Raw genomic sequence first — 20,434 nt, 5'->3', positions numbered from 1 at the left:
GTGAGACGTAAATTTTTGCTGCTGCTGGAAACCGGACTGGTTCTGGCAGGGCTGCTGTTGGGCGCCAGCGCCTGGAAGATTCACTGCGCACTGGAACAGCCCCTGAACATCACGCAGGAAGAACTGCTGGATGTGCCCAAAGGCTCCACGCCGACCCGTACCTTCCTTGGACTCGAAAGCGATGGCGTCATCAAGGACGCTTTCTGGCTGCGGATCTATTGGCGTTTCAATCTCGCCGGTACGCCCATTCACACCGGTGAATACCGCATGCAGCCAGGCATGACCGTCAATGGTCTGATTGACTCGTGGAAGCGTGGCGACGTGGTTCAGTACAGCCTGACCCTGGTCGAAGGCTGGAATTTCCATCAGGTACGCGCTGCTTTGGCGAAAGACGAAAAAATCGAACAGACCCTCAACGGTTTGAGCGACAGCGACGTCATGGCGAAGCTTGGCCATAAGGGCCTGTTCCCGGAAGGCCGCTTCTTCCCGGATACCTATCGCTTCGTGCGCGGTGTGTCCGATACCGAACTGCTGAAAAAGGCTTTTGACCGTCTCGACGAAGTGCTCGCCAAGGAATGGGAAAAGCGCTCCGTCGATGCGCCTTACAAGGAACCTTATCAAGCGCTGATCATGGCTTCGCTGGTTGAAAAGGAAACCGGCGTGCCACAGGAACGTGGTGAGATTGCCGGCGTCTTTGTGCGTCGGATGGCGCTGGGCATGCAGCTGCAGACCGACCCGACGGTGATCTATGGTTTGGGTGATCGCTACACCGGCAAGCTGACCCGCGCTCATCTCAAGGAGCCGACGCCGTATAACACCTACGTGATTCCTGGTTTGCCGCCAACGCCGATTGCGATGGTCGGGCGTGAAGCCATTCATGCGGCGCTGAATCCGGTGGAAGGTACCAGCCTCTACTTTGTGGCCCGTGGCGATGGCAGCCATGTGTTCTCCGACGACCTCGATGCACACAACAGTGCAGTGCGTGAATTCCAGCTCAAGCGCCGCGCGGATTACCGCTCGAGCCCCGCGCCAGTGGCCACGCCCGAAGCCGCTCCGGCAGGCGAAGACTCGATCCCGGCGGCATCACCGGATACCACGCCGGGGTCGTTACCGCCGGTTGCGCCTCAGGAATCCGCGCCGACCCCGGATGCCACCGCACCACAAAACACGCAATGACTTTGATTAAGGACTGCCTGTGACTGGCTTGTTTATTACCCTGGAAGGCCCGGAAGGCGCCGGCAAAAGCACCAACCGCGAATACCTCGCCGAGCGCCTGCGCGCTGCGGGGGTCGAGGTGCTGCTGACCCGCGAGCCCGGTGGTACGCCGCTGGCCGAGCGGATTCGCGACGTGCTGCTGGCCCCGGCCGACGAAGTCATGAACCCTGACACCGAGCTGCTGCTGGTGTTTGCCGCGCGTGCCCAGCACCTGGCCGAGGTGATCCGCCCGGCGTTGGCCCGTGGCGCGGTGGTGCTGTGTGATCGTTTCACTGACTCGACTTACGCCTATCAGGGCGGCGGCCGTGGTCTGTCGCTGGAGCGTATCGCCACGCTGGAAGCTTTTGTACAGGGTGATCTGCGCCCGGACCTGACGCTGATTTTCGATCTGCCGGTGGAAATCGGTCTGGCCCGTGCCAGTGCGCGTGGTCGCCTTGATCGTTTCGAGCTGGAAGGTCGGGCGTTTTTTGAAGCGGTGCGCAGTGCGTTCCTCAAGCGTGCTGAAGCCGATCCTGCGCGCTATGTGCGCATTGATGCCGGTCAGCCATTGGCCAAGGTTCAACAATCGCTGGATACTTTGCTGCCGAACTTGTTGGAGCTGGCCCGTGGCTGAGGCCTACCCATGGCAAGACAGCCTCTGGCAGCAACTGGCCGGGCGTAAACAGCACGCCCACGCCTATCTGCTGCATGGCCCGGCCGGGATCGGCAAACGGGCACTGGCGCAGCGGCTGATGGCCAGTCTGCTGTGCCAGCGGCCGACGCCCGAAGCGTGCGGCGAGTGCAAATCCTGTCTGTTGCTCAGGGCCGGGAGCCACCCGGACAACTACATTCTCGAGCCGGAAGAAGCCGACAAGGCAATCAAGGTCGATCAGGTGCGCGATCTGGTCAGTTTCGTGGTGCAGACCGCGCAACTGGGCGGGCGCAAAGTTGTGCTGATCGAGCCAGTGGAGTCGATGAACATCAACGCCGCCAACGCCTTGCTCAAGAGTCTTGAAGAGCCGTCTGGCGATACCGTCCTGTTGTTGGTCAGTCACCAGCCAAGCCGATTGCTGCCGACGATCAAGAGCCGCTGCGTGCAGCAGGCGTGTCCGTTGCCGGGCGAGGCCATGAGCCTGCAATGGCTGGCCCAGGCGCTGCCGGAGTGTTCCGCAGAGGAGCGTGTCGAACTGTTGACGCTGGCGGCTGGTTCGCCGCTGGCAGCGGTCAGCCTGCAATCCCAAGGTGTTCGCGACCAGCGTGCGCAGGTAGTCGAAGGGGTGAAGAAACTGCTCAAGCAGCAGCAATCGCCGACGCAACTGGCCGAGGAATGGAAAAGTATTCCGATGCTGCGGCTGTTCGACTGGTTCTGCGATTGGTCGAACCTGATCTTGCGCTATCAACTGACCCAGGATGAAGCTGGCCTGGGTCTGACCGATATGCGCAAGGTTGTGCAGTACCTCGCGCAGAAAAGTGCGCAGGGCAAAGTCCTCGATATTCAGGACTGGATTCTTGCCCAGCGGCAGAAAGTCATGAGCAAGGCTAACCTGAATCCGGCGTTGCTGCTGGAGGCGCTGTTGGTGCAATGGGCGGGATTGCCTGGCCAAAGATAAGAATGTGTACCTAGACTCTGAACATCAGCAGTGGAGGTCAACATGAATGAACCGATAAGCCCGGGGCCGCGCAACGGCATCCTGTCCCTGACCATCAAGGACAAGTCGGTGCTTTATGCCGCCTACATGCCGTTCATCAAAAACGGTGGCCTGTTCATCCCGACCAACAAGAGCTACAAGTTGGGCGACGAGGTGTTCATGTTGCTCAACCTGATGGATGAAGCAGAGAAGATTCCGGTGGCCGGCAAAGTTACCTGGATCACCCCCAAAGGTGCGCAAGGCAACCGCGCGGCGGGTGTCGGCGTGCAGTTCAACGATGGCGACAACACCGCCCGCAGTCGCATCGAAACCCATCTGGCCGGAGCCCTCAAGTCCGACCGTCCCACTCATACGATGTAAGTTGCAGTCTTTTTTATGCTCGTAGATTCCCATTGTCACCTTGATCGCCTCGACCTCGCCGCCCACGACGGCTCGCTGGATGCCGCACTCGATGCTGCCCGGCAGCGCGGAGTAGGGCACTTTCTGTGTATCGGCGTCAGCGCCGACAACGCCGCCGACGTCAAAGCCCTGGCTGAGCGTTATGACGACGTTGATTGCTCAGTCGGCGTGCATCCGCTGGACGTGCAACCGGGCGCAGCCCCGGCACTGGACTGGCTGTTGCATGAACTCAATCATCCAAAAGTGGTGGCGATCGGTGAAACCGGTCTGGACTATCACTACGAGCCGGAAGCCGCCGAGCTGCAACAGGAGTCGTTCCGCCTGCACCTGCAAGCCGCGCAGCAGACAGGCAAACCCGTAATCATCCATACCCGCGGCGCCCGCGCCGATACCCTTGAGCTGCTGCGTGCAGCAGCATTGCCCCAGGCCGGAGTGCTGCATTGCTTTACCGAAGACTGGGAGATGGCCAAAGCGGCGCTGGACATGGGTTATTACATTTCGCTGTCGGGCATTGTCACGTTCCGCAATGCCGACGCCTTGCGTGATGTGGCGAGCAAAGTCCCGGCGGATCGCCTGCTGGTGGAGACCGATTCGCCCTATCTGGCGCCTATCCCTTATCGCGGCAAACCGAACCTGCCGCAGTATGTGCGCGAAGTGGCGGAGTTTTTGGCGATGCTGCGTGGCGAAAACTATGAGCGATTTGCCGAGCAGACCACCGAGAACTTCAAGCGCCTGTTCCCGCTGGCCTCCGTCAAATCTGCCCTGTAGGAGCTGCCGCAGGCTGCGATCTTTTGATCTTGTTTTTGACAGGCAAGATCAAAGGATCGCAGCCTGCGGCAGCTCCTACAGGTTTGATATCCAGGTGGCTCGGATAAAGGTCAAAACGCAGGCAAAAAAAACCCGGGTTCTGGGGGGTGAATCCGGGTTAAGACCATTAGGAGTAAAACAAAGGCACGCGGTCCCTTGGTACCTTTATCGGCGCGGCACTTGGGGGAGATGCCGCCCGACAGTTCAAGTATTGATCAGTCTGGCGTGCAGTCCAGTGAGCCGGTCGGGGTTTTTAAACAAATTTGGAATACGTTCGCTTCAGTTGAGTTCTCATTGCGCCCAAAACGTTCTCAAAACGAACAAGAAACACAGATATGGTCGGATGATCCGTGCATTTTTGCGCAAGTTAGGCATAATACGCGGCTTCGAATTTTGACCCTTCAGACCTTTTCTTATGCACAAAGAACCTCGTAAGGTCCGTGAGTTTCGTCGCCGCGAGCAAGAAATTCTCGATACCGCGCTCAAGCTGTTCCTCGACCAAGGTGAAGACAGTGTCACCGTCGAGATGATTGCTGATGCCGTGGGTATCGGCAAAGGCACGATCTACAAACACTTCAAGTCCAAGGCCGAGATCTATCTGCGCCTGATGCTCGACTACGAGCGCGATTTGAACGAGCTGCTGCATTCGGCCGATGTCGACAAGGACAAGGAAGCACTGTCCCGCGCCTACTTCGAATTCCGCATGCGTGACCCGCAGCGCTATCGCCTGTTCGATCGCCTCGAAGAGAAGGTGGTCAAGGGCAATCAGGTGCCGGAAATGGTCGAGGAGTTGCACAAGATCCGTGCCTCGAACTTCGAACGCCTGACCCTGCTGATCAAGGGCCGCATCAGCGAAGGCAAGCTCGAAGATGTGCCGCCGTACTTCCACTACTGCGCATCCTGGGCGCTGGTGCATGGCGCGGTGGCGCTGTATCACTCGCCGTTCTGGAGCAATGTGCTGGAAGATCAGGAAGGTTTCTTCCAGTTCCTGATGGATATCGGCGTGCGCATGGGCAACAAGCGCAAGCGCGACTCGGAAACGCCGAGCAGCTGAGCCATTCACCTCCCTTATTGCGCCATGATTTCGCTACATGGCGCAGTACCGCAGGAATATACTCAGGCATAGGGCTTGCTAAAACTTGATTTGTGAGTCAAGTTTTAGCGGCTCGATTTTCTATCGCCGGAGTGATCATGATCGTTGACCGTCAAGGCAGGCGCTTTCGCAATTTGCGGATCAGCCTGACCTCAGCCTGCAATTACGCTTGTACCTACTGCGTGCCCAATGGCAAGCGGCTGGTGGCTGCGCAGGATGAACTGTCGGCCGAAGCCATGGCGCGGGGCGTTGAATACCTGATCGAAGCCGCCGGCATCGAGCGTCTGCGGATTACCGGTGGCGAGCCACTGGTCAGCCCCAAACTCGAATCGTTCATGACCGCCGTCGGCAAGATGGGCCTGGACGACATCAGCCTGACCACCAATGGTCAACTGCTCGCGAAAAAACTTCCGCTGCTGGTGGACGCCGGTTTGCGCCGGATCAACGTATCCCTCGATACCCTCGATGCCGCCGCGTTCCGCAGCATCGCCCGCGGCGGCGATCTGGCCACCGTGCTCGATGGCATGGATCAGGCAGCCGCCGCCGGGATGAAAATCAAGGTCAACATGGTGCCGTTGCGTGGGCAGAACCTCGATCAGGTGATGCCGCTGCTTGATTACTGCCTGGACCGTGGTTTCGAACTGCGCTTCATCGAATTGATGCGCATGGGCCATCTGGCCAAAGACTCCAATGCCTTTTTGCAACAGTTCGTCAGCCTGCAACAATTGCTGGAGCTGATCGGTGAACGCCACGAATACGCTCAAACTGACGCACCGGTCGATGCCACGGCCGTGCGGTACGCGATTGCGGGGCGGGGCAACTTTGGCGTGATTGCCAACGAAAGCGTGCCGTTCTGCCGAACCTGCTCGCGCTTGCGCCTGTCGTCCACCGGTTGGTTGCATGGCTGCCTGTCGTCGAGCAACCGTCATTACGTCGGTGATCTGCTCGACAAACCACGTCATCAGGCGTTGCCGGCCTTGCAACGGCTCTTGGTCAAAGCCTTGGGTGACAAGCAGGAAGTGGCATTCTCCGGTGGCGCGACCATCATGAAAATCATCGGCGGTTGATATTCCCATTCGCGAGCAGGCTCGCTCCCACATCTGGAATGCTTCCCACTTGTGGGAGCGAGCCTGCTCGCGAAAGCGTCCTGAAGATCGACGAAGTTCCCGAGCTGGCGCAAAAGCTGCATCCAACGGCCATTCGCCGGTTTTCCGTCACCGGCCTCTGGAGGAATAGGATGCGTAGCCTGGTTTTGCTGCTGGCCGTTTTGGCGCTTGGCGGCTGTATGACTGTCAGCGATATGGCCGAAGGCACTCGCTATCAGATGAGCGACGCGGGGCTGTTGGATCACAGCGACAGCCGCCGCGTGAACAACCTCCGCATTCAGCCGGACTCGTTCATCTACATCGCCCAAGGTGCGTTTGCGCCGCCGGGTGGCTCATATCCGCGGCCCAACGTGGTGGCTGAAGAAGCCTTCAAGGGCTTCGTCGAATACTTCCCGATGGTGCGCCGCGCCCGTGCGCCGGAAGGCCTCGATCAGGCGATGGGTGAAGCACGCGATGCCGGTGCCCATTACCTGCTCTATACGCGTTTCGCCAAGGCTGACGACCGCATCGGCAACTCCGATGAGTGGCTGGATCAGGAAGCTGTGGATCGCTTGGGCATTGATGGCGGCGTGATTCAGATCATGTTGATCGAGACCAACACCCAGTATTTGATTGATACTGCACGGATCAAGAGTCGTGGCGGTTTACTGACGTTCCACGACAACAAACCCGAAGACCTGATCGGCCCACCTCTGGCGCAATACGCGCGCAGCCTGTTGGGGATCGGCGACCAATAAAAGGAGTACGCCATGAGTGGCCCGCAAAAAGCCAATGACCTGCTGGGGCAAATCCCCAAAACCAAAGGCCTGCCGCCGGTGCACTTGTGGAACCCGGACTTCTGCGGCGACATCGATATGCGCATCGCCCGCGACGGCACCTGGTATTACCTGGGCACGCCGATCGGGCGCAAGCCGATGGTCAAGCTGTTCTCCACGATCATTCGCCGCGATGGCGATGATTACTTCCTGATTACTCCGGTGGAGAAGGTCGGGATCAAGGTCGACGATGCGCCGTTCGTGGCGATTGCCGTCGAGGTCGAAGGTGATGGCGAGGCACAAGTGCTGCGCTTTACCACCAATGTCGACGAGACCGCAGAGGCCGGACCGGAGCATCCGATTCGTGTCGAGATCGATCCGGCGACGCAAGAGCCCGCCCCGTATGTGCATGTACGCACCAACCTTGAAGCGCTGATCCACCGCAATGTGTTCTATCAACTTGTGGAGCTGGCGGTCAGTCGCGAAATCGATGGGCAGCGCTGGCTCGGCGTGTGGAGTGGCGGCGAGTTCTTCCGCATCGGCCTCGAACCGTAATATCAAACCAAATGTGGGAGGGGGCTTGCTCCCGAATGCGGTGCATCAGTCGATACATAAGGCGACTGTCACACCGACTTCGGGAGCAAGCCCCCTCCCACATTTTGATTTTTGGAATGCCTGGAAAATCCCGATTGACTCTTAATCGTATGATGATTAGCGTGATCACCCATCGCGATCCGCTTTGAGGTGTTCATGTCCAGCAGCTTTCACGCATCAACGGTCGACTGGCTCGGCAGCTGGATCGCCGCCGGCCAGGTGAAACCGGGGCAGACCATCAAGGTTGAGGCTGATCTGGGCGAACAGCTCGGGGTCAGCCGTACGGTCATCCGCGAAGCCATCAAGACCCTCGTCGCCAAAGGCATGCTTGAAGTCGGGCCGAAAGTCGGTACCCGCGTGCTGCCGGTGCGGCGCTGGAACCTGTTCGATCCGCAAGTCGTCGGTTGGCTGTCACGCAACGGCTTGCCGGAAAATTTCGTCGATGACTTGCTCGACCTGCGCCGCACCATCGAACCGATGGCTGTGCGCTGGGCCTGCGAGCGAGCGACCCTGGAACAGATTGAAGCCGTGCAACTGGCCTATAACGCGCTGGAGCGGGCGGTCGACAGCAGCACCGATTACAACCGCGCCGACCAGACGTTCCACGAATGCATTCTCGCTGCCAGCCACAATCAGTTCATCGAACAAATGGTCCCGGCCCTCGGCGCATTGCTCGCGGTGTCGTTCGAAGTCTCTGCCGCCGACCCTGATGAACTGCGTCGCACCTTGCCGATCCACAGAGACATGGCCGACGCCATCGCCGCCCGGGATTCGGCGCGAGGGGTGTGGGCCTGCATGACCCTGATCGACAATGCGGACCTGGCGATCAAACGCTTTTACCCGAAAGTCATGGCCGACAAAAAAGCCAGTTAATCCAATTTTCCTGTGGGAGCGAGCCTGCTCGCGAAAGCTGTGTATCAGGCAACTCATGCAATGACTGACACGACGCTTTCGCGAGCAGGCTCGTTCCCACATTAATTAACAACAAGATCCGAGGAGTTGATATGCCGTGGACCGCCCTGACCCAACACCGCGCTCAACTCGGCGAAGGGCCATTCTGGGATGCACCGAATCAGGCACTGTACTGGGTGGATATCGCCGGCAAACAGGCTTTGCGCCTGATCGGTCAGAACGTGCAGATCTGGCAGATGCCCGAGCACATCTCGGCATTCATCCCCTGCGCCAGCGGCGATGCGCTGGTAACGCTGAGCACTGGCGTCTATCGACTGGATCTTGATTCTCCCGGCCTCGAACCACGCCTGACCCTGTTCTGCGTCGCCGATCCGCAACCTGGTAACCGTCCAAACGAAGCGCGCTGCGACGCTCAGGGCCGACTGTGGCTCGGCACCATGCAAAACAACATCGGCGAGCAGGGTGAAGACTTGCCGATCATCCGCCGTTCCGGTGGCCTGTTCCGTATCGATCCGGATAAACGCGTGACGCCATTGCTGCGCGGATTGGGCATTCCCAACACCTTGCTGTGGAGCGACGACGGCACCACGCTGCTGTTCGGTGACAGTCTTGATAGCACGCTGTATCGCTATTTCATTCACGCCGACGGCAACCTGGACGCCGCTCAAACCTGGTATGGCCCCGATCAACAGGGTGGCCCGGACGGGTCGGCGATGGATGCCGAAGGCTATGTGTGGAACGCCCGTTGGGACGGCAGTTGTCTGTTACGACTGACGCCGGATGGCGAGGTTGATCGCAAGATCGATCTGCCGGTCAGCCGTCCGACCAGTTGCGTGTTCGGTGGTGAAGACCTGCAAACCCTATACATCACCAGTGCCCATAGTCCGCATAACCATCCTTTGGACGGAGCCGTGCTATCGATGCGGGTGGATGTCGCAGGAAAACTTTGTACACGGTTTGCGGGTTAAATCCCAAAATATGGGATGCAAAATTATATATTGAGATTATTTGGTGGTCGGGTTTATAGTCGACTCCAGCAGTAACACGCACTCACACTTAAAAAGAACAAAACAGGTGAAGTGATGCAGCGAATGTCTATCGCACTCCCCAATGGAGTCCGCGTCTTGCAACAGCTCAATGCTGTCATCGGCGCCTGCCTGTTTTGTATCAAACGCCTTTCGGACCGGACATCGTCAGATGCCCGGTTTTTTTGCGCTTGCGAACAGGAGTCCTGAGCCATGGCTGAACCTCTTTCCCTGCCGCCGGTGCCCGCACCGCCGAAGGGTGAGCGCCTGAAAAACAAAGTCGTGCTGTTGACTGGCGCCGCCCAGGGCATCGGTGAAGCCATCGTCGCCGCATTCGCCTCCCAGCAAGCCAGACTGCTGATCAGCGATATTCAGGCCGAGAAGGTCGAGCAGGTCGCCGCCCATTGGCGCGAGCAGGGTTTTGACGTGCAGGCGCTCAAGGCAGATGTGTCGCGTCAGCAGGATCTTCACGCCATGGCCAGACGCGCTGTGGAGTTGCACGGCCGCATCGACGTGCTGGTCAACTGCGCCGGGGTCAACGTGTTCCGTGATCCACTGGAAATGAGCGAGCAGGACTGGCATCGCTGCTTCGCCATTGATCTGGACGGCGCCTGGTATGGCTGCAAAGCGGTGCTGCCGCAGATGATCGAGCAGGGCGTCGGCAGCATCATCAACATTGCCTCGACCCATTCCTCACACATCATTCCCGGCTGCTTTCCGTACCCGGTGGCCAAGCACGGCTTGCTTGGCCTGACCCGTGCGCTGGGTATCGAATATGCGCCGAAGGGCATTCGCGTCAACGCCATCGCCCCGGGCTATATCGAAACGCAGCTCAACGTTGATTACTGGAACGGTTTCGCCGACCCGCACGCCGAGCGTCAGCGCGCCTTCGATCTGCATCCGCCAAAACGCATCGGGCAGCCGCTGGAAGTGGCGATGACGGCCGTGTTTCTGGCCAGCGACGAGGCGCCGTTCATCAATGCTTCATGTATCACCATCGATGGTGGCCGCTCGGTGATGTACCACGACTGAGCGAACGGGTTTCATGCGGATAAGTCCGCTTGAAACCCAATCATCATACGATATGACTATTTTCGACAGGCTTTGCAGTAACACGCTTCGAACGCTTTAACGCTTTTCAAATATTGCTCAAAAAAAATAACAAGGAGTCAGCTTATGAAACGTCGTTTCGGGATTCGTACCCTGTGCACTACCGCGCTGGCGGTCAGCGCCTTCAGCCTGAGCAGTGCGCTGCTCGCTGCCGATGCCGTGAAAATCGGTTTTCTGGTCAAGCAGGCCGAAGAGCCGTGGTTCCAGACCGAATGGGCATTCGCCGAGAAAGCCGCCAAGGACAAGGGTTTTGAACTGATCAAAATCGCCGTGCCGGATGGCGAGAAGACCCTGTCGGCCATCGACAGCCTGGCGGCCAACGGCGCCAAGGGCTTTGTGATCTGCCCGCCGGACGTGTCCCTCGGCCCGGCGATCATGGCCAAAGCCAAACTCAATGACCTCAAAGTGATTGCCGTCGACGATCGTTTCGTCGACGCCAACGGCAAGTTCATGGAGGACGTGCCGTACCTCGGCATGGCCGCGTTCGAAGTCGGCCAGAAGCAGGGCGCCGCCATGGCCGCTGAGGCGAAAAAGCGCAACTGGGACTGGAAAGACACCTTTGCTGTGGTCAACACCTACAACGAACTCGACACCGGCAAGAAACGCACCGACGGCTCGGTCAAAGCCCTGGAAGAGGCCGGCATGCCGAAAGACCACATTCTGTTCGCCGCGCTGAAAACCCTCGACGTGCCGGGCAGCATGGACGCCACCAACTCGGCGTTGGTGAAACTGCCGAGTGCGGCGAAGAACCTGATCATCGGCGGCATGAACGACAACACCGTACTTGGCGGCGTGCGCGCCACCGAAGCCGCCGGGTTTGCTGCCGCCAACGTGATTGGTATCGGCATCAACGGCACCGATGCGATCGGCGAGCTGAAAAAGCCCAACAGCGGCTTCTTCGGGTCGATGCTGCCAAGTCCGCACATCGAAGGCTACAAAACCGCCGAGATGATGTACGAGTGGGTCACCACCGGCAAAGAACCACCGAAATACACGGCGATGGACGACGTCACCCTGATCACCCGCGAGAACTTCAAGCAAGAGCTGGAAAAAATCGGCTTGTGGAACTGACGGCAACGCCGGCCCGGGCAACCGGGCCGTTTGATTGAGGTGGCTTAAATGCACGCGCAAGTACAGACAACACAACACAACGCTGGCGGCAGCCTGCGCTTCAACGGGATCGGCAAAACCTTTCCTGGCGTGAAAGCGCTGGACGGCATCAGCTTCGTCGCCCATCCCGGCCAGGTTCATGCCTTGATGGGCGAGAACGGCGCCGGTAAGTCGACCCTGCTAAAAATCCTCGGCGGCGCTTACATCCCGAGCAGCGGCGAGTTGCAGATCGGCGAGCAGACGATGGCGTTCAAATCCACTGCCGACAGCATTGGCTGCGGCGTGGCGGTGATTCACCAGGAACTGCATCTGGTGCCGGAAATGACCGTGGCCGAGAACCTGTTTCTTGGTCACCTGCCCGCCAGTTTTGGCCTGATCAATCGAGGTGCGCTGCGTCAGCAAGCGTTGAGCTGCCTCAAAGGTCTGGCCGATGAAATCGATCCGCAGACCAAGGTCGGACGCTTGTCGCTGGGCCAACGGCAATTGGTGGAAATCGCCAAGGCGCTGTCGCGTGGCGCCCATGTGATCGCCTTCGACGAGCCGACCAGCAGCCTCTCGGCCCGCGAGATCGATCGTTTGATGGCGATCATCGGTCGCCTGCGTGACGAGGGCAAAGTCGTGCTCTACGTCTCGCATCGCATGGAAGAAGTGTTCCGCATCTGCGACGCGGTGACCGTGTTCAAGGACGGTCGCTACGTGCGCACGTTCGAGGACATGAGCCAGTTGACCCACGATCAACTGGTGACCTGCATGGTCGGACGCGACATTCAGGACATCTACGATTACCGCAACCGTCCGCGCGGCGCAGTGGCGCTGAAAGTCGACGGCTTGCTTGGCCCGGGGCTGCGCGAGCCGATCAGTTTCGAGGCGCACAAAGGCGAGATTCTCGGGCTGTTCGGCCTGGTCGGGGCAGGGCGTACTGAATTGTTCCGCTTGCTCAGTGGTCTTGAGCGCAACACGGCCGGCCGTCTCGAACTGCGTGGCCATGAACTGAAATTGCGTTCACCCCGTGATGCGATTGCTGCCGGGATTCTGCTGTGCCCGGAGGATCGTAAAAAGGAAGGGATCATTCCGCTGGCCAGTGTCGCCGAGAACATCAATATCAGCGCCCGTGGCGCGCATTCCGGTCTCGGTTGCCTGTTGCGCGGCCTCTGGGAAAAGACCAACGCCGACAAGCAGATCAAGGCGTTGAAAGTGAAAACGCCGCACGCCGGTCAGCAGATCAAATTTCTCTCGGGCGGCAATCAGCAGAAAGCCATTCTCGGCCGCTGGTTGTCGATGCCGATGAAAGTCCTGCTGCTGGACGAACCGACCCGTGGCATCGACATCGGTGCCAAAGCCGAGATCTACCAGATCATCCATAACCTCGCCGCCGACGGCATTTCGGTAATCGTGGTGTCCAGCGACCTGATGGAAGTGATGGGCATCTCCGACCGCATCCTGGTGCTGTGCGAGGGCGCCCTGCGCGGCGAAGTCAGCCGTGACCAGGCCAATGAATCCAACTTGCTGCAACTGGCTTTGCCGCGCCACCGCGCTGACGGCGTGGCGAACTGAGAGGTGACTATGATGACAACCCAGAAAGAAACCCTGCCGACCCAGCGCAAACCTTTGGATATGCGGCGCTTCCTCGATGATTGGGTCATGCTGTTGGCGGCCGTCGGTATCTTCGTGGCCTGCACGCTGCTGATCGACAACTTCCTCTCGCCGCTGAACATGCGGGGTCTGGGCCTGGCGATTTCCACCACCGGGATTGCGGCGTGCACCATGTTGTATTGCTTGGCGTCGGGGCACTTTGACTTGTCGGTGGGTTCGGTGATTGCTTGCGCCGGCGTGGTCGCGGCGGTGGTGATGCGTGACACCAACAGCGTCTTCCTCGGCGTCAGTGCGGCGCTGGTGATGGGCCTGATCGTGGGTTTGATCAACGGCATCGTGATTGCCAAGCTTCGGGTCAACGCGTTGATTACCACGTTGGCCACCATGCAGATCGTCCGAGGCCTGGCCTACATTTTTGCCAATGGCAAAGCGGTGGGCGTCTCGCAGGAATCGTTCTTTGTCTTCGGCAATGGCCAGTTGTTCGGCGTACCGGTGCCGATTCTGATCACCATCGTCTGCTTCCTGTTTTTCGGCTGGCTGCTGAACTACACCACCTACGGGCGCAACACCATGGCCATCGGTGGCAACCAGGAAGCGGCGTTGCTCGCCGGGGTTAACGTTGATCGGACCAAGATCATCATCTTCGCCGTGCATGGCGTGATTGGTGCGCTGGCCGGGGTGATTCTGGCATCGCGCATGACTTCCGGGCAGCCGATGATCGGCCAGGGTTTTGAGCTCACGGTGATTTCCGCTTGCGTGTTGGGCGGGGTTTCGCTGAGTGGCGGGATCGGCATGATTCGGCATGTGATTGCCGGGGTGTTGATTCTGGCGATCATCGAGAATGCGATGAACCTGAAGAACATCGATACGTTTTATCAGTATGTGATTCGCGGTTCGATTTTGCTGTTGGCTGTGGTGATCGATCGCCTCAAACAACGCTGATCCGATTCTCCTCAGGACTGGATTTCAACACGCGAATCTATGGGAGCTGGCCAGCGATTGCGTCAGATCATTCAACAGCAACTTTGAATGTTCCGCCGCCATCGCTGGCAAGCCAGCTCCCACAGGGATTCGCGGTCAGCACTAAACGTCGGTTCACCGCAAAAATTGTGGGAGCGGGCTTGCTCGCGAAGGCGGTGTATCAGTCGACGAAAATGTTCACTGACACTCCGCCACCGCTGGCAGCCGGCTCCCACAGGGATTCGCGGTCAGCACTGAACGTCGGTTCACCGCAAAAACTGTGGGAGCGGGCTTGCCAGCGAAGGCGGTGTATCAGTCGACGAAAATGTTCACTGACACTCCGCCTTCGCTGGCAAGCCAGCTCCCACAGGGATTCGCGGTCAGCACTGAACGCCGGTTCACCGCAAAAACTGTGGGAGCGGGCTTGCTCGCGAAGGCGGTGTATCAGTCGACGAAAATGTTCACTGACACTCCGCCACCGCTGGCAGCCGGCTCCCACAGGGATTCGCGGTCAGCACTGAACGTCCGGTTCACCGCAAAAACTGTGGGAGCGGGCTTGCTCGCGAAGGCGGTGTATCAGTCGACGAAAATGTTCACTGACACTCCGCCACCGCTGGCAGCCGGCTCCCACAGGGATTCGCGGTCAGCACTGAACGTCGGTTCACCGCAAAAACTGTGGGAGCGGGCTTGCTCGCGAAGGCGGTGTATCAGTCGACGAAAATGTTCACTGACACTCCGCCACCGCTGGCAGCCGGCTCCCACAGGGATTCGCGGTCAGCACTGAACGTCGGTTCACCGCAAAAACTGTGGGAGCGGGCTTGCTCGCGAAGGCGGTGTATCAGTCGACGAAAATGTTCACTGACACCCCGCCTTCGCGAGCGAGCCCGCTCCCACAATGGACTGCGTCATTCCCCCGCCTTCTGTCTGACCCCTGAAATTTCCCTTGCCCGCCCGCACCCGTTTCGGTTATCACTTTGTACATGATTAGACAGGTACGATTTGACAAGAAACAACGGGTGGTCGACGAACTCGTCCGACGCATCGAGAGCGGCCTCATGGAGGACGGCTTTCTGTTGCCCGGCGAGCATCAGTTGGCTCAAGAATTCAAGGTCAGCCGTGGCACGTTGCGCGAAGCGCTGGCCGAATTGAAGCGGCGTAAATACATCGCCACGCAAAGCGGGGTCGGCTCGATCGTCACGTTTGACGGTGTCGCGCTCGACCAGCGCAGCGGCTGGGCGCAGGCGCTCGCCGACAGCGGGGCGTTGGTCAATACCGAAGTGTTGCGCCTGGAGGCCGTGACCCGGCCCGATCTGCTCTCGCGGTTCGGCACTGACCAATTCATCACCCTCGACCGTCGTCGCCGTTCCAACGACGGCACGCTGGTGTCCCTCGAACGTTCTTTGATGCCAGCGACCGGCGGCCTGGAAAGCTTGCCGCGCGTGGGGCTGATCGACAATTCCCTGACCATTACCTTGGCCGCCTACGGCTACATCGGCGAGCGCGGCGATCAGTGGATCGGCGCTGAACCGCTGAATGCTGAAGATGCCGAACTGCTTGGCCGCCCGGTCGGCACCGTATTCCTCAAAGCCTTGCGCACCACTTACGACCGGCAAAACCGCTTCATGGAACAGGTCGAAAGCCTGCTCGACCCGGTGCATTTCCGTATGCACCTGCAATTTGGAGAATCGAAATGACCACGCTCAACCGTGCCCTGGGCGCTTTCTATGGCTTGGCCCTCGGTGATGCGCTGGGCATGCCGACGCAATCGCTGAACCGCGAAACGATCAAGACCCGCTTCGGCCAGATCACCGATCTGCAAGACGCAGGTCCCTTGCAACCGATTGCCGCGAACATGCCCAAAGGCTCGATCACCGATGACACCGAACAGGCGATTCTGGTCGGCGAGTTGTTGATCGAAGGCAAGGGCCGGATCGAACCGGCAGTGCTGGCGCAACGGCTGATCGAATGGGAAGCCGAAATGCAGGCCAAGGGCTCGCAGGACTTGCTCGGCCCGTCGACCAAACGCGCTATCGAAATGATCCTCGCCGGCCATTCGCCGGAAGAAGCCGGGCGCTATGGCACCACCAATGGCGCGGCGATGCGGATTACCCCGGTGGGGATCGCCGCGGATGTCGCCGACCCCGAGCGCTTTATCGCGGCGGTGGTGCAGGCCTGTCAGGTGACGCATAACACCACGCTGGGGATTTCCAGCGCGGCGGCGGTGGCGGCAGTGGTCTCGGCCGGGATCAATGGCATGGATCTGGGCGAGGCGTTGAACCTCGGTCAGCAGATTGCTCAGCAAGCAGAATCCCACGGCCATTGGGTTGCCGGTGGCCGCATCGCTTCGCGTATCAGTTGGGCACGCACCATCAGCGTCGACAGCGACAAAGCGTTGCTGGCGGATCTGCTGTACGACGTGATTGGTACTTCGGTGGCGTCGCAGGAGTCGGTGGTGGTGTCGTTCGCGCTGGGGCAGCAAGTGGCGGTCGGTGAGATGAGCGCATTTGAGGCGTTGTGCCTGGCCGCCAGTCTTGGCGGAGACACCGACACCATCGCGGCGATTCTCGGGGCAATGCTTGGGGCCTGCCTGGGTCTTGAGAGCTGGCCTGCTGAGATGGTTGCAACGGTGAAAGCCGTCAATGATCTTGAGCTGGAACCGTTGGTGCAAGGACTGTTGGCCTTGCGCTGACTAGTCTGGCGCCTTCGCGAGCAGGCTCGCTCCCACAAGGATCACGCTGTACCTGTGGGAGCGAGCCTGCTCGCGAAGGGCGCGCTGCAATTGTTGAATCATTCACCCGCAATGGATCGCACAGACAGGCCCAGGATGGCCGGGATGTCTTGTCGTTTTGCGTCATTGCCACAACCACAAAAAAGGCAACAGGAGCACTTTCATGAGTTCATCAAACGCCGGGCCAAGCGCCGGGCAACTTGAAACCCGCGGGATCGAACCGGTGCCGGAAGCCGAGTGCAACGGTCATCCGCTGCAACTGTTCTGGGTCTGGTTCGCCGCCAACATTTCCATTCTCGGCCTGCCGCTGGGTGCCACGCTGGTCGCGTTTCGCGGCCTGGCGATCTGGCAGGCGATCATCGTCGCGATCATCGGCGCTGCCGGTTCGTTTGCGGTGGTCGGGATCATCTCCATCGCTGGCCGCCGTGGCCGCGCGCCGAGCCTGACCCTGTCGCGAGCGATCTTTGGTGTGCGCGGCAATATCGGCCCGACGCTGGTCTCGCTGATGTCGCGCCTGGGCTGGGAAACCGTCAACACCACCACCGCCGCGTTCGTCTTGCTGTCGCTGTGCTCGATCCTGTTCGGCTCGCCAGTGGAAGCGAAAAGTGCGCCGGTGCTGACGCTGATCTTCATCGCGATTTTCGTGTTGCTGACTCTGTCGGTATCCGGCCTCGGCCACGCCACGTTGCTGGTGATTCAGAAGTGGGCAACCTACGTGTTCGGTGCGCTGAACATTCTGGTCGGCGGCTTCCTTTGCGCGACCATCGACTGGACGGCGGTGTTCAACGCCACGCCGGCGCCGATGAGCGCAATGATCATCGGCATCGGCACCATGGCCGCCGGCACCGGGATTGGCTGGGCCAACGCTGGCGCCGACATGTCGCGCTATCAACATCGCAGCGTGAAGGCTGTGCGCCTGGTCGCTTCGGCGGCGTTCGGCGCGGGCATTCCGCTGGTGCTGCTGATCACCCTCGGTGGTTTGCTCTCGGTGGGCAACAACGACCTTGCCTCTGCGACTGACCCGATCGTGGCGATCCGCGACATGCTGCCGACCTGGATGGCCGTGCCGTACCTGATCACCGCGTTTGGTGGCCTGCTGCTGTCGAATAACCTGTCGGTGTACTCCGCCGGTTTGACCACGCTAACCCTGGGCCTGAAGGTCAAACGCGTCTACGCCGTGGTGGTCGACATCGTTGCGATCTTCGCCGGTTCGATCTACTTCATGTTGATCGCCGACAGCTTCTACGGCCCGTTCATCACGTTCATTTCCCTGCTCGCGGTACCGATCACCGCGTGGGTCGGGATCTTCGTCGTCGACCTGATTCACCGTCACTACTACAGCCCGAAAGACTTGCTGGATGTCAGCCCGAGCAGCGCCTACTGGTATCACGGCGGTATCGAGTGGCGCGCGTTCGGCGCGTGGGCGATTGCCATCGTGCTCGGTTTCAGCTTCACCACCATCGGCACCACCGCGGAAAATGTCTGGTTCAAAGGCTTCCTGTCCGACTCGTGGCTGGGCCACAACGGTCTCGGCTGGATCGTGACGTTCGTGGTCGCCGGTGGCATTTACTGGGTACTCGGTGGGGCGAAAGATCGCCGCGCCGCGCAAGTCGAGAATGCTCATGCCTAAGATGTTGCACACCGGCCAGGTGATCATCGACCTGGTCATGGCCGTGGAAAAATTGCCGCAGATCGGCGGTGATGTGCTGGCGCAGTCTGCCGGTTTCGAAGCAGGTGGCGGCTTCAATGTGATGGCGGCAGCAGTGCGTAACGGCCTGCCGGTGGTCTATCTCGGTCGCCATGGCACAGGGCGTTTCGGTGATCTGGCGCGCGAGGCGATGAACGCGGAAGGCATTCACATCGGCATCAACACACCCGCGCAAAGCGACACCGGTTTGTGTGTGGCGCTGACCGATGCTTCGGCCGAGCGCAGTTTCATTTCCTACATCGGCGCCGAAGGTGAAGTGACGATCGAGGATTTGAACAGCGTCGCCGCCGAGGCCGGGGATTATGTCTACGTCAGCGGTTACAGCCTGTTGCATGAAGGCAAGGCGCAGGCGTTGCTCGACTGGACACTGGCCTTGCCCGCCAGCATCTACGTGGTGTTCGATCCGGGGCCGTTGGTGGAATCGCCGGATTCGCCGTTGATGCAGGCATTGCTGCCGCGCATTGATGTGTGGACCAGCAACAGTGTCGAAGCGCTGTGCTTTACCGCAGCTGAGAATATTGGCGATGCGCTGGATCGTCTTGCCGAACATCTGCCAGCGGATGTGCTGATGGTGGTGCGCGACGGGCCGCAAGGTTGCTGGATTCATCAGCGTGGCGAGCGTCGGCATGTGCCTGGGTTTGCCGTCAAAGCGCTGGACAGCAATGGTGCCGGTGATGCCCATGCCGGGGTGTTTGTCGCCGGGTTGGCGCAAGGGTTGAACGCGCATGAAGCAGCGCGGCGGGCGAATGCGGCGGCGGCACTGGCAGTGACACGCTGGGGGCCGGCCACTTCGCCGGGGAGTGCTGAGGTTGATGCGTTGATCAGCCAGACTCTCGGCGACTGAACTGCCGCTATCGCTAGCAAGCCAGCTCCCACATTGGAGCTGTGCCAAGCACAAACCCCTTTAGGAGCTAACGCAGGCTGCGATCTGATCGTTCCCACGCTCTGCGTGGGAATGCAGCCGGGGACGCTCTGCGCCCCACAGCTAAAAGATCGCAGCCTGCGGCAGCTCTTACAGGGGCAGACGTTGTCAGCTATCGAGCTTGCGCGCCGCTTCAACCCCAGCCGCACTGAGCTTGATCGGCAGGTTCAGCGAATGTTCGCCGGCCTCGTTGCAGGTCACATGACCATGGTGGATCAGTCCGCGATCCTGTAAGGCGGCGAGGGCGCTGGCGACGACTTTCTCGCCCCGATAATTGTCCAGCACCTCCTTGCCCAAGCCGCTCGGGTGGGCGTGCAGCAGGCGGGTGAGGACTTCTTTTTCCAGGTTTTTATCGACGTTCATGGTTACCTCTTCATTGGATTGAATAGGACGCTCGCGTCGGCGAACTGCTACTGACCGGACCCTTCGGAACCCGAGCCACCGGTGGTGGTTTTCGAGCCGACGCCGGGGCCGGCATTATCTGGCGATGCAGGGGAGTCGGGGGTGTTCATGCCGCCCTGGCGACCGGGGTCACTGCCTTGCGTGCGCGGGTCGGTGCCGGTGGCCGGTGGCTGATTGATCAATGGCACACCGGAACCATCGGTGTTCATGCCCGGAGCGCTATTGATGGCCGGCGCACGCGGTGGGGTCGGGTCGGTAGGGCCGGTGCCTGCAGCGGTTGCAGCGAAGGCTGCGGGGCAGAGCAGGGCGGTGAAGACAAGAGCGGTCAACCTTGACGGAATCATAGGGCTTCTCCAGTGATTGGAAT

Annotated in this window: 21 protein-coding genes; 19 read left to right on the top strand and 2 right to left on the bottom strand. The window is 59.9% G+C overall.

Features of this window, described 5'->3' with window-relative positions:
• The 19 genes from mltG (at window position 1) to CKW18_RS09540 (ending at window position 19,587) form a co-directional block, all read left to right on the top strand.
• Window positions 1-1,176, top strand: coding sequence for an endolytic transglycosylase MltG (gene mltG / locus CKW18_RS09630; protein WP_095188585.1), 1,176 nt, complete (start codon window positions 1-3; stop codon window positions 1,174-1,176).
• Between the two features lie 19 nt (window positions 1,177-1,195).
• Window positions 1,196-1,828, top strand: coding sequence for a dTMP kinase (tmk, locus tag CKW18_RS09625; protein WP_095188584.1), 633 nt, complete (start codon window positions 1,196-1,198; stop codon window positions 1,826-1,828).
• Complete coding sequence (locus tag CKW18_RS09620; RefSeq protein WP_095188583.1) at window positions 1,821-2,804, top strand: DNA polymerase III subunit delta'; 984 nt, start codon at window positions 1,821-1,823, stop codon at window positions 2,802-2,804. The genes tmk and CKW18_RS09620 overlap by 8 nt, the downstream gene beginning before the upstream one ends.
• Window positions 2,805-2,846: 42 nt before the next feature.
• A complete protein-coding gene (locus CKW18_RS09615) occupies window positions 2,847-3,203 on the top strand; it encodes a PilZ domain-containing protein (RefSeq protein WP_095188582.1) in 357 nt (118 codons plus the stop codon).
• Between the two features lie 15 nt (window positions 3,204-3,218).
• Window positions 3,219-4,010 carry a TatD family hydrolase gene (locus tag CKW18_RS09610; RefSeq protein ID WP_095188581.1) on the top strand — a complete coding sequence of 264 codons (792 nt, stop codon included), beginning with the start codon at window positions 3,219-3,221 and terminating at the stop codon, window positions 4,008-4,010.
• Between the two features lie 454 nt (window positions 4,011-4,464).
• Window positions 4,465-5,103: a TetR/AcrR family transcriptional regulator gene (locus CKW18_RS09605; protein ID WP_095188580.1), complete on the top strand. Its 639-nt coding sequence runs from the start codon at window positions 4,465-4,467 to the stop codon at window positions 5,101-5,103.
• A gap of 137 nt (window positions 5,104-5,240) precedes the next feature.
• Window positions 5,241-6,209: a GTP 3',8-cyclase MoaA gene (locus CKW18_RS09600; RefSeq protein ID WP_095188579.1), complete on the top strand. Its 969-nt coding sequence runs from the start codon at window positions 5,241-5,243 to the stop codon at window positions 6,207-6,209.
• Between the two features lie 170 nt (window positions 6,210-6,379).
• Window positions 6,380-6,985: a DUF4823 domain-containing protein gene (locus CKW18_RS09595; protein WP_095188578.1), complete on the top strand. Its 606-nt coding sequence runs from the start codon at window positions 6,380-6,382 to the stop codon at window positions 6,983-6,985.
• Window positions 6,986-6,997: 12 nt separating this feature from the next.
• Window positions 6,998-7,558 carry a DUF1285 domain-containing protein gene (locus CKW18_RS09590; protein WP_095188577.1) on the top strand — a complete coding sequence of 187 codons (561 nt, stop codon included), beginning with the start codon at window positions 6,998-7,000 and terminating at the stop codon, window positions 7,556-7,558.
• A 195-nt stretch (window positions 7,559-7,753) separates the two neighbouring features.
• Window positions 7,754-8,470 carry a FadR/GntR family transcriptional regulator gene (locus CKW18_RS09585; protein ID WP_095188576.1) on the top strand — a complete coding sequence of 239 codons (717 nt, stop codon included), beginning with the start codon at window positions 7,754-7,756 and terminating at the stop codon, window positions 8,468-8,470.
• Window positions 8,471-8,601: 131 nt separating this feature from the next.
• Window positions 8,602-9,477, top strand: coding sequence for an SMP-30/gluconolactonase/LRE family protein (locus tag CKW18_RS09580; protein ID WP_095188575.1), 876 nt, complete (start codon window positions 8,602-8,604; stop codon window positions 9,475-9,477).
• Window positions 9,478-9,747: 270 nt separating this feature from the next.
• Window positions 9,748-10,566 carry an SDR family oxidoreductase gene (locus CKW18_RS09575; RefSeq protein WP_095188574.1) on the top strand — a complete coding sequence of 273 codons (819 nt, stop codon included), beginning with the start codon at window positions 9,748-9,750 and terminating at the stop codon, window positions 10,564-10,566.
• Between the two features lie 144 nt (window positions 10,567-10,710).
• Entirely contained in the window at window positions 10,711-11,715 is a 1,005-nt protein-coding gene (locus CKW18_RS09570) for a substrate-binding domain-containing protein (RefSeq protein ID WP_095188573.1), read from the top strand.
• Window positions 11,716-11,763: 48 nt separating this feature from the next.
• The gene (gene araG, locus CKW18_RS09565; RefSeq protein ID WP_095188572.1) at window positions 11,764-13,308 is read left to right on the top strand and encodes an L-arabinose ABC transporter ATP-binding protein AraG; all 1,545 of its coding nucleotides are present in this window, start codon (window positions 11,764-11,766) and stop codon (window positions 13,306-13,308) included.
• A gap of 12 nt (window positions 13,309-13,320) precedes the next feature.
• Complete coding sequence (gene araH / locus CKW18_RS09560) at window positions 13,321-14,289, top strand: L-arabinose ABC transporter permease AraH (protein WP_095188662.1); 969 nt, start codon at window positions 13,321-13,323, stop codon at window positions 14,287-14,289.
• A 998-nt stretch (window positions 14,290-15,287) separates the two neighbouring features.
• Window positions 15,288-16,001 carry a GntR family transcriptional regulator gene (locus CKW18_RS09555; protein ID WP_095188571.1) on the top strand — a complete coding sequence of 238 codons (714 nt, stop codon included), beginning with the start codon at window positions 15,288-15,290 and terminating at the stop codon, window positions 15,999-16,001.
• Window positions 15,998-16,996, top strand: coding sequence for an ADP-ribosylglycohydrolase family protein (locus tag CKW18_RS09550; protein ID WP_095188570.1), 999 nt, complete (start codon window positions 15,998-16,000; stop codon window positions 16,994-16,996). The genes CKW18_RS09555 and CKW18_RS09550 overlap by 4 nt, the downstream gene beginning before the upstream one ends.
• A gap of 202 nt (window positions 16,997-17,198) precedes the next feature.
• A complete protein-coding gene (locus tag CKW18_RS09545) occupies window positions 17,199-18,665 on the top strand; it encodes a cytosine permease (protein ID WP_095188569.1) in 1,467 nt (488 codons plus the stop codon).
• Complete coding sequence (locus CKW18_RS09540) at window positions 18,658-19,587, top strand: PfkB family carbohydrate kinase (RefSeq protein WP_095188661.1); 930 nt, start codon at window positions 18,658-18,660, stop codon at window positions 19,585-19,587. The genes CKW18_RS09545 and CKW18_RS09540 overlap by 8 nt, the downstream gene beginning before the upstream one ends.
• A 186-nt stretch (window positions 19,588-19,773) precedes the next feature.
• Here the strand turns inward: CKW18_RS09540 and CKW18_RS09535 are convergent, their stop codons facing one another.
• A complete protein-coding gene (locus CKW18_RS09535; RefSeq protein WP_092279308.1) occupies window positions 19,774-20,028 on the bottom strand; it encodes a hypothetical protein in 255 nt (84 codons plus the stop codon).
• A 47-nt stretch (window positions 20,029-20,075) separates the two neighbouring features.
• Window positions 20,076-20,411, bottom strand: coding sequence for a hypothetical protein (locus CKW18_RS09530; RefSeq protein WP_095188568.1), 336 nt, complete (start codon window positions 20,409-20,411; stop codon window positions 20,076-20,078).
• Window positions 20,412-20,434 lie beyond the last annotated feature (23 nt).

Origin of the sequence: Pseudomonas sp. Irchel 3E19, assembly GCF_900187585.1 — a bacterium.
Classification (GTDB): Bacteria; Pseudomonadota; Gammaproteobacteria; order Pseudomonadales; family Pseudomonadaceae; genus Aquipseudomonas; species Aquipseudomonas baetica.
Note: the sequence above shows the minus strand (reverse complement) of the source record. Positions and strands in the feature narration are given on the sequence as shown.

Coding starts and splice junctions, on each gene's coding strand:
- CKW18_RS09615 (WP_095188582.1), top strand. CDS start 2,847: ATGAATGAACCGATAAGCCCGGGGCCGCGCAACGGCATCCTGTCCCTG.
- CKW18_RS09610 (WP_095188581.1), top strand. CDS start 3,219: ATGCTCGTAGATTCCCATTGTCACCTTGATCGCCTCGACCTCGCCGCC.
- CKW18_RS09605 (WP_095188580.1), top strand. CDS start 4,465: ATGCACAAAGAACCTCGTAAGGTCCGTGAGTTTCGTCGCCGCGAGCAA.
- CKW18_RS09600 (WP_095188579.1), top strand. CDS start 5,241: ATGATCGTTGACCGTCAAGGCAGGCGCTTTCGCAATTTGCGGATCAGC.
- CKW18_RS09595 (WP_095188578.1), top strand. CDS start 6,380: ATGCGTAGCCTGGTTTTGCTGCTGGCCGTTTTGGCGCTTGGCGGCTGT.
- CKW18_RS09590 (WP_095188577.1), top strand. CDS start 6,998: ATGAGTGGCCCGCAAAAAGCCAATGACCTGCTGGGGCAAATCCCCAAA.
- CKW18_RS09585 (WP_095188576.1), top strand. CDS start 7,754: ATGTCCAGCAGCTTTCACGCATCAACGGTCGACTGGCTCGGCAGCTGG.
- CKW18_RS09580 (WP_095188575.1), top strand. CDS start 8,602: ATGCCGTGGACCGCCCTGACCCAACACCGCGCTCAACTCGGCGAAGGG.
- CKW18_RS09575 (WP_095188574.1), top strand. CDS start 9,748: ATGGCTGAACCTCTTTCCCTGCCGCCGGTGCCCGCACCGCCGAAGGGT.
- CKW18_RS09570 (WP_095188573.1), top strand. CDS start 10,711: ATGAAACGTCGTTTCGGGATTCGTACCCTGTGCACTACCGCGCTGGCG.
- araG (WP_095188572.1), top strand. CDS start 11,764: ATGCACGCGCAAGTACAGACAACACAACACAACGCTGGCGGCAGCCTG.
- araH (WP_095188662.1), top strand. CDS start 13,321: ATGACAACCCAGAAAGAAACCCTGCCGACCCAGCGCAAACCTTTGGAT.
- CKW18_RS09555 (WP_095188571.1), top strand. CDS start 15,288: ATGATTAGACAGGTACGATTTGACAAGAAACAACGGGTGGTCGACGAA.
- CKW18_RS09550 (WP_095188570.1), top strand. CDS start 15,998: ATGACCACGCTCAACCGTGCCCTGGGCGCTTTCTATGGCTTGGCCCTC.
- CKW18_RS09545 (WP_095188569.1), top strand. CDS start 17,199: ATGAGTTCATCAAACGCCGGGCCAAGCGCCGGGCAACTTGAAACCCGC.
- CKW18_RS09540 (WP_095188661.1), top strand. CDS start 18,658: ATGCCTAAGATGTTGCACACCGGCCAGGTGATCATCGACCTGGTCATG.
- CKW18_RS09535 (WP_092279308.1), bottom strand. CDS start 20,028: ATGAACGTCGATAAAAACCTGGAAAAAGAAGTCCTCACCCGCCTGCTG.
- CKW18_RS09530 (WP_095188568.1), bottom strand. CDS start 20,411: ATGATTCCGTCAAGGTTGACCGCTCTTGTCTTCACCGCCCTGCTCTGC.